This window comes from Allobosea sp. NPDC055594, from assembly GCF_053618995.1.
Genome location: NZ_JBSHIO010000001.1, coordinates 449589 through 462153, shown reverse-complemented (window position 1 = coordinate 462153; position 12565 = coordinate 449589). Strand labels below are relative to the sequence as shown.

General features: G+C 67.9%; 12 protein-coding genes. All 12 read left to right on the top strand.

Translation table 11 applies throughout. The features are described 5' to 3' along the window. Positions 1–2: 2 nt before the first annotated feature. Entirely contained in the window at positions 3–584 is a 582-nt protein-coding gene (gene kdpC, locus ACWGRX_RS02155) for a potassium-transporting ATPase subunit KdpC (RefSeq protein WP_291645410.1), read from the top strand. Positions 585–670: 86 nt separating this feature from the next. Then, positions 671–3397, top strand: coding sequence for a DUF4118 domain-containing protein (locus ACWGRX_RS02150; RefSeq protein WP_452116234.1), 2727 nt, complete (start codon positions 671–673; stop codon positions 3395–3397). After that, positions 3394–4089: a winged helix-turn-helix domain-containing protein gene (locus ACWGRX_RS02145; protein ID WP_291645412.1), complete on the top strand. Its 696-nt coding sequence runs from the start codon at positions 3394–3396 to the stop codon at positions 4087–4089. The genes ACWGRX_RS02150 and ACWGRX_RS02145 overlap by 4 nt, the downstream gene beginning before the upstream one ends. A gap of 222 nt (positions 4090–4311) precedes the next feature. Continuing rightward, entirely contained in the window at positions 4312–4668 is a 357-nt protein-coding gene (locus tag ACWGRX_RS02140) for a DUF2849 domain-containing protein (RefSeq protein WP_452116233.1), read from the top strand. A 3-nt stretch (positions 4669–4671) separates the two neighbouring features. After that, positions 4672–6339, top strand: coding sequence for a nitrite/sulfite reductase (locus ACWGRX_RS02135; protein WP_452116232.1), 1668 nt, complete (start codon positions 4672–4674; stop codon positions 6337–6339). Continuing rightward, entirely contained in the window at positions 6329–6841 is a 513-nt protein-coding gene (locus ACWGRX_RS02130; protein ID WP_452116231.1) for a DUF934 domain-containing protein, read from the top strand. Before ACWGRX_RS02135 ends, ACWGRX_RS02130 begins: the two co-directional genes overlap by 11 nt. A gap of 5 nt (positions 6842–6846) precedes the next feature. Next, positions 6847–7086 carry a hypothetical protein gene (locus tag ACWGRX_RS02125; protein WP_452116230.1) on the top strand — a complete coding sequence of 80 codons (240 nt, stop codon included), beginning with the start codon at positions 6847–6849 and terminating at the stop codon, positions 7084–7086. Beyond that, complete coding sequence (gene cysG / locus ACWGRX_RS02120) at positions 7083–8537, top strand: siroheme synthase CysG (protein WP_452116229.1); 1455 nt, start codon at positions 7083–7085, stop codon at positions 8535–8537. Before ACWGRX_RS02125 ends, cysG begins: the two co-directional genes overlap by 4 nt. Positions 8538–8698: 161 nt before the next feature. After that, positions 8699–9739, top strand: a complete 1041-nt coding sequence (locus ACWGRX_RS02115) for a sulfate ABC transporter substrate-binding protein (RefSeq protein ID WP_452116228.1) — start codon at positions 8699–8701, stop codon at positions 9737–9739. Between the two features lie 3 nt (positions 9740–9742). Then, entirely contained in the window at positions 9743–10588 is an 846-nt protein-coding gene (gene cysT, locus ACWGRX_RS02110) for a sulfate ABC transporter permease subunit CysT (protein WP_291641011.1), read from the top strand. Beyond that, entirely contained in the window at positions 10581–11474 is an 894-nt protein-coding gene (gene cysW / locus ACWGRX_RS02105; protein WP_291645420.1) for a sulfate ABC transporter permease subunit CysW, read from the top strand. Before cysT ends, cysW begins: the two co-directional genes overlap by 8 nt. A gap of 11 nt (positions 11475–11485) precedes the next feature. Then, the gene (locus tag ACWGRX_RS02100; RefSeq protein ID WP_452116227.1) at positions 11486–12532 is read left to right on the top strand and encodes a sulfate/molybdate ABC transporter ATP-binding protein; all 1047 of its coding nucleotides are present in this window, start codon (positions 11486–11488) and stop codon (positions 12530–12532) included. Positions 12533–12565 lie beyond the last annotated feature (33 nt).

Genomic DNA, 12565 nt, shown 5'->3' with positions numbered 1-12565 from the left:
TCATGATCTCGCATCTGCGCCCCGCCATCGTCGCGATGGTCTTCTTCACCCTCCTGCTCGGCCTCGCCTATCCGCTTGGCGTGACCGGCCTCGCCCAGACGCTGTTTCCGGCCCAGGCCGGCGGCTCGCTGATCCGCAACGCCAACGGCGTGGTCATCGGCTCGCAATGGATCGGCCAGAACTTCAAGGGCGAGGCCTACTTACGTCCCCGCCCCTCCGCCGCCGGCAAGGAGGGCTACGACGCCTCCTCTTCCTCGGGCTCGAATCTCGGCCCGCTGAACGAGGATCTCGCGGCGCGCATCAAGGCCGAGGCCGAGGCGCTGCGGGCCGAGGCGGCGGGGCCGATCCCGGTCGACGCGGTCACCACCTCCGCCTCGGGGCTCGATCCGCATATCTCGCCGGCCTATGCGGCCCGGCAGGTGGCGCGCATCGCCGCGGCCCGCAAGGCCCAGCCGGCCGAGGTTCTGGCGGTGATCGCGGCCAACACCGAGGGCTCGACCTTCGGGGTGCTCGGCGAGCCGCGCGTCAACGTGCTCGCCGTCAATCTGGCGCTCGATGCGCGCTGGCCTCAGCCGCAGCGTTAGCAGCAGAAACAGACTATAGGTTGGGCCGTCCCGGGCGGAGCGCCGGCCCGGGGCGACCCTGAAAGATGGTTGAGAACGTCCGGATAATGTCCAGCGACGAATCCCAGTTCCGTGAGGCGGGCCGGCCCGACCCTGACGCCCTGCTGTCATCGGCCGGTCGCGGCAAGCGCGGCCGGCTGAAGATATTCCTCGGTATGGCGCCGGGGGTCGGCAAAACCTACGAGATGCTGACGCAGGGGCGGCGGGCCCAGGCCGAGCATGGCGAGGTGCTGGTCGGCGTCGTCGAGACCCATGGCCGCCGCGAGACGGAAAGCCTGCTCGAAGGGCTCGAAGTGATGGCCCGCCGGCCGATCGAGCATCGCGGCCGCATCCTGATGGAGTTCGATCTCGACGCCGCGCTCGCCTGCAAGCCGCGCCTGCTGCTGGTCGACGAATACGCCCATTCCAATGCGCCCGGCAGCCGCCATCCCAAGCGCTGGCAGGATGTCGAGGAGCTGCTCCAGGCCGGCATCGATGTCTGGACGACGCTGAACGTCCAGCATCTCGAAAGCCTGGTCGAAGTGATCTGGAAGATCACCGGCGTGCGCCAGCGCGAGACGGTCCCCGACAGCGCGCTCAGCCGCGCCGACGAGATCGAGCTGATCGACATCACGCCGACCGAGCTGCGCCAGCGCATGGACGAAGGCAAGGTCTACCTGCCGGAGACGGCGCGGCTCGCCGCCAGCAACTTCTTCAAGCCCGAGAACCTCACCGCCCTGCGCGAGCTCGCCTTGCGCAGGGCGGCGCAGACCGTCGACGACCAGCTCAGCCAGGCGATGAAGCGCGCAGGCGTCGAGGGGCCCTGGGCGGCTGGCGAGCGCATCCTCGTCCTGATCGGTCCCGACGCCATGGCGGGCCCGCTGGTTCGCGCCGGCAGACGGCTCTCCGACATGATGATGGATGCGCCCTGGACGGTTGCCCATGTCGAGCGGCCGAACCGAGCCGATAACGATCCCGGGCGCGGCGCACCGCTCATCGAGGCCCTAAAGCTCGCCGAACAGCTCGGCGGGGCGAGCGTCGTGCTCAATGGCGACGATCTCGTCGGCGCCGTGCTCGACTATGCCAGGCGCAACAACGTCACCCAGATCGTCGTCGGCAAGTCGCATCGGCGCGGCTGGCGTTCGCTGTTCCACCGCTCGCTCGCTCCGGAACTGCTCAAGGCGCAGAACGGCGCCGCACTGCACATCATCACCGAGATGGGCTCGGGTCCGTCCGCGGCGCCCGCTTTCACGGGCCCGAAGCCGCGGTTCCAATGGCGCGGCCATGTCGGCGCCGTCACCATGGTCGGTGCCGCGATCGGCCTCGCCGCCCTGCTCGACCAGCATGTCGAGAACGCCAACCTCGCCATGCTGTTCATGGTCTCAGCGCTCGGCGCAGGCCTCGCCTTCGGGCTCTGGCCGGCCGTGACCGCCGCGGGGCTCGCCGCCTTCGCCTACAACTTTTTCTTCCTGCAGCCGCGGCTCTCCTTCTGGATCGGTCACCCGGCCGATCTCCTGACCTTCCTCGTCTTCTTCGCCGTCGCCATGACGACGGGCAGCCTGACCGGCCGTGTCCGCGACCAGGCGACAGCGACCGCAAGGCGCGCCTCGGCCATCACCGCTTTGCTCGCCGCGAGCCGCCGCCTTTCCGGCGCCGCCCGCAAGGAGGACGCCGCGGCGATCCTCGCCGAGCAGGTCTCGGCCGCGACCTCCGGCAAGGTCGTCGTTCTGCTGCCGACCGATGGCGGCGAGATCGCCGCCATTGCCGGAGCGCCAGAGATCGAGCCGCTCTCGACCGCCGACATGACCGCGGCGCGCTGGACCTGGAATCGTGGCGAGCCGGCTGGCGCCGGCACCGGCACCCTGCCCAATGCCGGCTGGACCTTCCGGGCGCTGCAGGGCGTGCGCCTGCGTTCCGGGGTCGTCGGCTTCGAGCCGAGCGCGCTGGCGACCGCAGAGAACGAACGCTTCGCGCTCGCCCTGCTCGACCAGGGCGCGATCGCGATCGAGCGCGCCGAGCTCGCCGCAGCGGCGGTCGATGCCGAGGCGCTGCGCCGCAGCGACCGCCTGCGCGCGGCTTTGCTCAATTCGGTCAGCCATGATCTGCGCACGCCACTCGCCACCGTGCTCGGCTCGGCGACCACCCTGATCGACTATGGCAGCAGCATGAAGCCGGCCGTGCGCGACGATCTCCTGCTTTCGATCCGCGAGGAGGCAGAACGGCTCAACCGCTATGTCGGCGACCTCCTCGACATGACGAAGCTGGAAGGCGGCGCTCTGGTGGCTCGGCGGGACTGGATCGATGTCCGCGACGTCATTGCGGCAGCGCTGGCCCGCGTCTCCCGTCGGCTCGGCCAGCGCCGGGCGCTGCGCGATTTCCCGGCCGAGCTCTCCATGGTCAGGGCCGACCCCGTCCTGCTCGAACAGGTGCTGGTCAACATCCTCGAAAACGCCATCACCTATAGCGAGGATGGCGCGCTGATCGAGACGGCGGCCTTTGAAGACCGGGGCAATGTCGTGATCTCGATTGAAGACGAAGGCCGCGGCATTCCGACCGCCGAGCTGGAGCGCGTCTTTGAGAAGTTCCGCCGGCTCGAGGAGGCGATCGATCGCGGTGGCGAGCGCGGCAAGGGCGCTGGCCTCGGTCTTGCCATCGCGAAGGGTTTCGTCGAGGCCATGGGCGGGCGCATCGCCGCCGCCAGCCCGATCCGCGAGCGGCCGGACGGCTCGAAGGGCGGCACCCGTATCCTGATCAGCCTGCGCAAGGACATCGCGGGCGGAGAACCCGAAGCATGACCGCTTTTCGCCCCCGCATCCTCGTTATCGACGACGAGCCGCAGATCCATCGCTTTCTCGGCCCTGCCCTCGATGCCGCCGGCTACGAGCCGATCCGCGCCGACGATGCCACGGCCGGCCTGCGCGAGATCGCCCGCAAGCCGCCCGACGCCGTCGTGCTCGATCTCGGCCTGCCCGACATGGACGGCAAGGAGGCGCTGGCCAAGGCACGCGCCTTCTATGATGGCCCGGTGATCATCCTCTCGGCCCGCGACCGCGAGACCGAGAAGATCGACGCGCTCGACGCCGGTGCCGACGATTATGTCGAGAAACCGTTCGGCGTCGGCGAATTGCTGGCGCGCCTGCGCGTCGCGCTGCGCCACCGCATCGAGCGTCAGGGCGCCGAGCCGGTGCTGGTCGCGGGCAGCGTCGAGATCGATCTGGTCAACCGCCGGATCAGCCGCGCCGGCGCCCCGGTCAAGCTCTCTCCCAAGGAATACGACCTGCTCGCCTGCCTTGCCGGCGGCCATGGCCGCGTGCTCACGCACAAGCAGATCCTGACCGCCGTCTGGGGCCCGGCCCATGAGCACGACGTGCAATATCTGCGCGTTTTCGTCGGCCAGTTGCGCCAGAAGCTCGAGGACGACCCGTCGACCCCCCGGCTGATCGAGACCGAACCCGGCGTTGGCTACCGACTCGGCGGTCTCGCCTGACAAAGGGCAAGCCATCTGTCGTTCGGCACAGGGCTCGAAAGACAGATTTCCCACATTTGAACGGAAATAAGAAAAATCACGCTATCCAACGTGAATTGATGCGGGGCGTTCGGCGGTTTATTTTCAGCGTTCGTAAAAGCGAACGTAGCGAGCGCCAGTGTCCAGTCCGAAATCGATCGAGAACGAGAGCATCGCGCGCCACCAGGGCAGCAGGAGCGTGTGATGGCGGCCTTAGCGAAGCGCCCCGCTTTGCCCGCGATCCTGCTCGCCAACGACCTGCGCGACGGCGATGTCGTCTTCGCCTCCGCGGCGGGCGCAGCACTGGCCTGGACGCGCGACCCGGCGTTGGCGCTGGTCGCCAATGATGATCTCGGCGCCGAGCGCCTGGAAGCCTTCGCCGTGGCTGAGTTCGGAGCTCAGCGCGTCGTCGACGCCTACCTCGTCGACGTCGAGACGGAGACCGGCCGTCCGATACCGCGCCACTATCGCGAGCGGATGAAGACGCTCGGACCGAGCAATCGCCGGGATCTCGGCAAGCAGGCCGGTGAAGGCATAGCGCCTCCCGGTCAGAGGGCCTGACAGATGTATCGCTACGACGAATTCGACGAGCGCTTCGTGCGCGAGCGTGTGGCGCAGTTCAGCGATCAGGTCGCCCGCCGCCTCGACGGTTCGCTGACCGAGGACGAATTCAAGCCCCTGCGGTTGAAGAACGGCGTCTATCTCCAGCTCCATGCCTACATGCTGCGGATCGCCATTCCCTATGGCACGCTGTCCTCGCGCCAGCTCCGCCAGCTCGCGCTGATCGGCGAGCGCTTCGACCGCGGCTACGGCCATTTCACCACGCGCACCAACCTGCAGTTCAACTGGCCGAAACTGCGCGACGTGCCCGAGATCCTCCGGCTGCTTGCCGATGTCGAGATGCATTGCATCCAGACCTCCGGCAACTGCATCCGCAACGTCACGGCCGACCATTTTGCCGGCATCGCCCGCGACGAGATAGAGGATCCGCGCCCGACCGCCGAGCTGATCCGGCAATGGTCGTCGCAGCATCCCGAATTCAGCTACCTGCCGCGCAAGTTCAAGATCGCGGTGACCGGCGCAGAGCAGGACCGGGCGGTGATCAAGGCCCATGACATCGGCCTGCGCATCCGCCGCCATCCGGATACGCAAGAGACCTGCTACGAGGTCAGCGTCGGCGGCGGCCTCGGGCGCACGCCAATGATCGGCAAGGTGGTGCGCGACTATCTGCCGAAGGCCGATCTGCTCGCCTATCTCGAGGCGATCATGCGGGTCTACAATCTCGAGGGCCGACGCGACAACAAGTACAAGGCCAGGGTCAAGATCCTCGTCCACGAGACCGGCCTTGCGGAGTTCACCCGCCGCGTCGAGGCGGAATTCGCCGAGCTCGACGGCCCCTCGATCAATGCCGATCCCGAAGAGGTCGCGCGCATCGCCGCCTATTTCGCGCCGCCGACCTTCCGGCCGCTGCCGGAGACGAGCTCGGCGCTGGAGACAGACCGGGCCGGCAATCCCGATTTCGATCGCTGGGTCGAGGTCAACACCACCGCCCACAAGCAGCCGGGTTATACCGCCGTGACGATCTCGCTCAAGACGGTCGGCGAGGCGCCGGGAGATGCGACTAGCGCGCAGATGCGGCTGGTCGCCGATCTCGCCGACGAGTTCTCGCTCTCGGAGATCCGCGTCACCCATGCGCAGAACCTCGTTCTGCCGCATGTGAAGCTGTCGGATCTCTTTTCGATCTGGCGGCGCCTCGGCGAAGCCGGGCTCGCGAGCGCCAATATCGGCCTGATCACCGATATCATCGCCTGCCCCGGGCTCGACTATTGCGCGCTCGCGACGGCGCGCTCGATCCCGATCGCCCAGGCGATCGCTCGCCGCTTCGCCGAAGATGCAAGGCAGAAAGAGATCGGCGCGCTCAACATCAAGATCTCCGGCTGCATCAACGCCTGCGGCCACCACCATGTCGGCCATATCGGCATTCTCGGCCTAGAGAAGCGAGGCATCGAATCCTACCAGATCACGCTCGGCGGCGACGCCACCCAGGATGCGGCGATCGGCGAGATTCTCGGTCCCGGCCTCGCGGCCGAGGAGGTGCCGGATGCGATCGAGCGCATCGTCGCGGTCTATCTGGAGCAGCGCCAAGCCGGCGAAAGCTTCATCGAGAATGTCCGCCGCCTCGGCCTTGCTCCCTTCAAGGCCGCTTTCCTGGAGCTCGACCGTGCTGCTTGATCGCAACGGACCCGCATCCGATCCCTGGACGCAGAGCGATGGCGCCGCCATCGGCAATATCCCGCTCGCCCTCGTCCCTTCGGAGGCGCTGCCGGAAGCTCTCGCCAACAGGGCGCCGGGCCAGCAGATCGGCGTGGTGATTCCCAACAGCCTCGCCATCGCCGAGATCGAGGCGCTGCTGCCGGAGCTTGCGTTGATCGCGATCGGCTTTCCCGCCTATTCCGACGGCCGCGGCTTCAGCCTTGCGAGGCAGCTCCGGCGTGCCGGCTTCACCGGCAGGCTGCGCGCCAGCGGTCCGCTGATCGTCGACCAGTTCGCCTATGCGCTGTTCTGCGGCTTCGACGAGATCGCGCTGCCGGCCTCCAGCGCCGGGCGCCAGCCGGCGGAGCAATGGCAGCGGGCGCTAGGCCATGTCGGCGCGCGCTATCAGCGCGGCTATGGCGACGGCGGCAGCATCCTCGACCAGCGCCGGGCGAAGCGCCTGGCGCAGGCGGCGGGCTGACGGCGATGAGCAGCGCGGCGCAGCAGCGTGAACTGCGGCCGGCCGATCGCCATAGCGACGATCATTGGGAGGAAGCCATGCTGACGAGCGCCCTCGACCAGATGGAAACCAGCCCCCGCGAACGCTGGTTCGATCTTTGCTTCCGCCTTATCATCCTTGCGCTCGCCGGGCTTTGGCTGTTCATGCCGCCGAGCAGCGAGACGCAAGGGCCGCCGGACGTGAAAGCAGCAGTGACGCCAAGATGACCGACAGAGCCCCGCGCCCGACCGCCCCGCGCCGCATCGAGCGGCTCGCGACGCTGCCGCTGTTCCACAAGCTGGACGGGCGCAAGGTCGTGCTGGCCGGTTCAAGCGAGGGTGCGCTCTGGAAGGCGGAGCTGCTGGCTTCCGCCGGCTGCAACCTTCTGATCCTCGCAGGCGGCAGCGCCGAGATGTTCGCAGAACTCGCTGCCGATCCGCCATCCGGCACGGTCGAAGTCCTCGCGCGCAACTGGCAAGCTGCCGATCTCGACGGGGCGACGCTCGCCATCGCCGATATCGACGCGGTCGAAGAGGCGAAGGCCTTCGCCGCCGCCGCACGCCAGCTCGGCGTTCCCGTCAATCTCGTCGACAAGCCGGAATTCTGCGATTTCGCCTTCGGCTCGCTGGTCAACCGTTCGCCTCTGGTCGTGGCGATCTCGACCGACGGCGCCGCTCCCGTCTTCGGCCAGGCGATTCGCGCCAAGATCGAGGCGTTGCTGCCGGCCGGGCTGAAGCACTGGGCCCAGGCCGCCAAGGACTGGCGCCCGGCCGTGCAGGCGCGCGAGCTCGACTTTCCCGCGCGCCGCTCCTTCTGGGAGAGCTTCACCAGTCTTGCCTTCGGCGAGCCGCAGCGCCGGCCGGATGCCGGTGATCATGCCAGCCTGCGCAGCACGCTCGACCAGATCGAAGCGTCGGGTTCGGCAGGCGGCCGCGTAACCCTGGTCGGTGCAGGCCCCGGCGATCCCGAATTGCTGACGCTGAAGGCGATCCGCGCTTTGCAGAGCGCCGACATCATTCTCTACGACGACCTTGTTTCCACCGATGTGCTGGAACTCGCCCGGCGCGAGGCCAAGCGGCTGCTGGTCGGCAAGCAGGGCTACGGCCCGTCCGTGAAGCAGGACGACATCAACGCCATGCTGGTGGCGCTCGCCGGCCAGGGCAAGCATGTCGTCCGGTTGAAGGGCGGCGACCCCGGCATCTTCGGTCGTGCCGGCGAGGAGATCGAAGCCTGTGCCCAGGCCGGCATTCCGGTCGCGATCGTGCCCGGCATCTCGGCCGCTCAGGGCGCGGCCGCGTCGCTCGGCCTGTCGCTGACCCATCGCGACCACGCAAGACGGCTACAATTCGTCACCGGCCATGCCCGCGACGGGCAACTGCCCAGGGATATCGACTGGGCCGCGATGGCCGACCCGGTCGCCACGACAGTGGTCTACATGGCGCGGGCCACGCTCGCCGCCTTCCGCGACGGCGCGCTCGCCGCCGGAATCGATCCTGCGACGCCGGCCATCGCGATCTTCGGGGCGACGCGCCCAGACGAGGCGCGAGTCTCCGGCACGGTCGCCGATCTGCCCGAGCGCCTCGGCGAGCTGCCGAGCAAGGGGCCGGTCCTCGTGATCATCGGCCACGCCATGGGCGCGGCCGTCTCGGCCGCCATTCGCCGGCAGGCTCGCGCCTGAGATTGAACCGATCAGCCGGAGAGGCGTTTTCTCTCTGGCGATCGATGTTTGGAAAGGCTCTACTGCCGCACGCCGTTGAGTGTATGCCGCTAATTCAGTACGTTTCGTTTGTTATTTCGAACGGCCTTTTCCCCCGGGGCCGTTCAATACGGAGCACTGATATGACGCGACAGAGACTTCGCCATCTGCTTCACGCCGGATTGACGCTCGGCGCCTTCTCGCTCTGCTTCGGGCTCGTGACCGGTGTCCGCGCCCAGACCGAGCTGCTCAATGTCTCCTATGACCCGACCCGCGAACTCTATCGCGAGATCAACGCGGCGTTCATCGCCGATTGGAACGCCAGGAATCCGCAGAAGACGATCCGGACGATCCGGCAATCGCATGGCGGCTCCGGCGCGCAGGCCCGCACGGTCATCGACGGCCTCAATGCCGACGTGCTGACGCTGGCGCTCGCCGGCGACATCGACGCCGTGGCGCAGCGCTCCAAGAAATTGCCGGAGAACTGGCAGGCGCGCCTGCCGCACAATTCCTCGCCTTATACCTCGACCATCGTCTTCCTGGTCCGCAAGGGCAATCCGAAGGCGATCAAGGACTGGGGCGATCTGGTGAAGCCGGGCGTCCAGATCATCACGCCGAACCCGAAGACCTCGGGCGGCGCACGCTGGAACTATCTCGCCGCCTGGGCCTATGCCGAGAAGGCCTTCAACAAGGACGAGGCCAAGATCCGCGACTACATCGCCAAGCTCCTGGCGAACGTTCCGGTGCTCGACACCGGCGCGCGCGGCGCGACCACGACCTTCACCCAGCGCGGTATCGGCGACGTCTTCCTGTCCTGGGAGAACGAGGCCTTCCTGGCGCTGAAGGAGTTCGGCGCGGACAAGTTCGACATCGTCGTACCCTCGCTCTCGATCCTCGCCGAGCCGCCGGTGACGGTGGTCGACGGCAATGTCGACGCCAAGGGCACGCGGGCCGAAGCGCAGGCCTATCTCGACTTCCTCTACACCCCGAAGGGGCAGGCGATCATCGCCAAGCATTATTACCGGCCGCGCAATCCGGAAGCAGCCGACGCCAAGGATATCGCGCGCTTCCCGAAGGTCGAGCTGATCACCATCGACGCCGCGTTCGGTGGCTGGTCCAAGGCGCAGCCCGCCCATTTCGGCGATGGCGGCACCTTCGACCAGCTCTACAAGCCGACGCGCTGAACCATGAGCGCGACGGTCTCCCGCTGGCGTGAGCCCAGTGTCCTGCCCGGCTTCGGCCTGGCGCTCGGCATCACGCTGACGGCGCTGTCGCTGATCGTCCTGATCCCGCTCGCCGCGCTGTTCCTGAAGGCGGCGAGCGCCGGCCCGGCCGACATCTGGGCCGTCGCAACCTCGCCGCGGACGCTCGCGGCACTGCGCCTCTCCTTCTTCGGCGCGCTCTTTGCCGCCACGGTCAACGCCGTGTTCGGGCTGATCCTGGCCTGGGTGCTGGTGCGCTACGAGTTTCCGGGCCGGCGCCTGATCGACGCCGCGGTCGACCTGCCCTTCGCTCTGCCGACCGCCGTCGCCGGCATCGCGCTGGCGGCGATCTACGCGCCCAATGGCTGGGTCGGCGGCCTGCTCGCGCCCTACGACATCAAGGTCGCCTACACGCCGCTCGGCGTGATGGTGGCGCTGATCTTCATCGGCCTGCCCTTCGTCGTGCGCACCGTCCAGCCCGTTCTGGAGGAGCTGCCGGCGGATATCGAGGAGGCCGCGGCTCTGCTCGGCGCCAGCCGCTGGCGCACCGTCTTCCAGGTGCTGCTGCCGCCGGTCCTGCCGGCGCTGATGACCGGCTTCGTGCTCGCCTTCGCCCGGGCGGTCGGAGAATACGGTTCGGTGATCTTCATCGCCGGCAATGTGCCGATGGTCTCGGAGATCGCGCCGCTGCTGATCGTGATCCGGCTCGAGCAATTCGATTATGCCGGCGCGGCCGTGGTCGCCACCCTGATGCTGCTGCTGTCCTTCGCCCTGATCCTGCTGGTCAATCTCGTCCAGGCCCGCGCCCGAAGGAGGTTCGGCAATGTCTGATGCGAGCCTCCCCCTTCAGGCGGAAGACCTCGAGCCCGTCCGCGCTGCGAGGCGCATCTCCGGCGAGTCCCGGCTGGTGCAATGGCTGCTGGTCGCGATTTCCCTGGCCTTCCTCTGCCTGTTCCTCTTCCTGCCGCTGATCACGGTCTTCGTCGAAGCCGGTGCACGGGGCTGGCAAGCTTATCGCGAAGCCATCCTCGAGCCCGACGCGCTCGCGGCTATCCGCCTGACGCTGCTCGTCGCCGCCATCGCGGTGCCCTTCAACATCGTCATCGGCATCGCCGCCGCCTGGGCGATCGCCAAGTTCGAGTTCCGCGGCAAGAGCCTGCTGACCAGCTTCATCGATCTGCCCTTCTCGGTCTCGCCGGTAATCTCGGGGCTGGTCTTCGTGCTGCTCTTCGGTGCCCAGGGCTATTTCGGCCCCTGGCTGAAGGCGAACGACATCCAGATCGTCTTCGCCTTGCCCGGCATCGTGCTGGCGACGATCTTTGTCACCTTCCCCTTCGTCGCCCGCGAGCTCATCCCGCACATGCAGTCGCTCGGCTCGGCCGAGGAGGAGACGGCGCTGACGCTCGGCGCGTCGCCCTGGCGCACCTTCCTGACCGTGACGCTGCCAAATGTGAAATGGAGCCTGTTCTACGGCGTCCTGCTCTGCAACGCCCGTGCGATGGGCGAATTCGGCGCCGTCGCCGTGGTTTCCGGCAAGATCCGCGGCCTGACCAACACCATGCCGCTGCATGTCGAGATCCTCTATAATGAATATATGGGCGCCGCCGCCTTCGCCGTCGCTTCGCTGCTGGCGGGCCTGGCCCTCGTCACGCTCGCCCTGAAAACCCTGCTGGAATGGCATTTCGCCGACGCAATCGCCGCCAGCCGACGTCATTGAGAGCTCGTCCCATGTCCGTCGCCGTCACCATCGAAACCGTCGAGAAGCGCTTCCAGAACTTCCCTGCCCTGCGCGGCGTCTCGCTCGACATTCAGCCCGGCGAGCTCGTCGCCCTGCTCGGCCCTTCCGGCTCGGGCAAGACCACGCTGCTGCGCGTCATCGCCGGGCTGGAGCAGGCCGAGCGCGGGCGTGTGCTCTTCGGCGGCACCGACACGCGCGATCTCTCCCTGCGCGACCGGCGCATCGGCTTCGTCTTCCAGCACTACGCGCTGTTCAAGACCATGACCGTGGCTGAGAACGTTGCCTTCGGATTGAAATCGCGCCCGCGCGGCGAACGGCCCGAGCCGGCCGAGATCCGCCGCCGCGTCTCCGAGCTGCTCGAACTGATCCAGCTTCCCGGGCTGGAGAAACGCTATCCGAGCCAGCTTTCGGGTGGCCAGCGTCAGCGCGTCGCCCTTGCCCGCGCCCTCGCCATCGAACCACGCGTGCTGCTGCTCGACGAGCCTTTCGGCGCGCTCGACGCCAAGGTCCGCAAGGAATTGCGCGCCTGGCTGCGCCAATTGCATCAGCGCACCGGCCACACCACCGTCTTCGTCACCCACGACCAGGAAGAGGCGCTCGAACTCGCCGACCGTGTCGCGATCCTGAGCAATGGCCGGCTCGAACAGGTCGGCTCGCCCGACGATGTCTACGACCATCCGGCGACACCTTTCGTCTGCGAATTCCTCGGCGACGCCAACCATCTGCCGGTCAAGGTCGTCGGCAGCCAGGCCTTCTTCCGCGATCGGCCGGTGCTCGGCGGTCTTTCCCAGAACAAGAGCGGCCCGGCCTCGCTCTATGTCCGTCCGCAGCATCTGCGCATCGTCGACGATGCGCCGCTCGCCTTGCCCGGCATCGTCGAGCATCTGCGCCGCAACGGACCGCTGCGCCGCGCCGAGGTCGCCGTCGAGGGCCTGCCGAAACGCCTCGACGTCGATCTCGCCAGCCAGGTCGCCCCGGCGATCGGCGAGCGCGTGCGGCTGCGCATCTCGCATGGCAGCCTGTTCGCTGCGGCCTGACCCTCTCGCTTCGCGCGCCGCGCCGGGCTATTC

Excerpts from the sequence above, each read along its gene's own strand:
- kdpC (WP_291645410.1), top strand. The coding sequence starts at position 3 with ATGATCTCGCATCTGCGCCCCGCCATCGTCGCGATGGTCTTCTTCACC.
- ACWGRX_RS02150 (WP_452116234.1), top strand. The coding sequence starts at position 671 with ATGTCCAGCGACGAATCCCAGTTCCGTGAGGCGGGCCGGCCCGACCCT.
- ACWGRX_RS02145 (WP_291645412.1), top strand. The coding sequence starts at position 3,394 with ATGACCGCTTTTCGCCCCCGCATCCTCGTTATCGACGACGAGCCGCAG.
- ACWGRX_RS02140 (WP_452116233.1), top strand. The coding sequence starts at position 4,312 with ATGGCGGCCTTAGCGAAGCGCCCCGCTTTGCCCGCGATCCTGCTCGCC.
- ACWGRX_RS02135 (WP_452116232.1), top strand. The coding sequence starts at position 4,672 with ATGTATCGCTACGACGAATTCGACGAGCGCTTCGTGCGCGAGCGTGTG.
- ACWGRX_RS02125 (WP_452116230.1), top strand. The coding sequence starts at position 6,847 with ATGAGCAGCGCGGCGCAGCAGCGTGAACTGCGGCCGGCCGATCGCCAT.
- cysG (WP_452116229.1), top strand. The coding sequence starts at position 7,083 with ATGACCGACAGAGCCCCGCGCCCGACCGCCCCGCGCCGCATCGAGCGG.
- ACWGRX_RS02115 (WP_452116228.1), top strand. The coding sequence starts at position 8,699 with ATGACGCGACAGAGACTTCGCCATCTGCTTCACGCCGGATTGACGCTC.
- cysT (WP_291641011.1), top strand. The coding sequence starts at position 9,743 with ATGAGCGCGACGGTCTCCCGCTGGCGTGAGCCCAGTGTCCTGCCCGGC.
- cysW (WP_291645420.1), top strand. The coding sequence starts at position 10,581 with ATGTCTGATGCGAGCCTCCCCCTTCAGGCGGAAGACCTCGAGCCCGTC.
- ACWGRX_RS02100 (WP_452116227.1), top strand. The coding sequence starts at position 11,486 with ATGTCCGTCGCCGTCACCATCGAAACCGTCGAGAAGCGCTTCCAGAAC.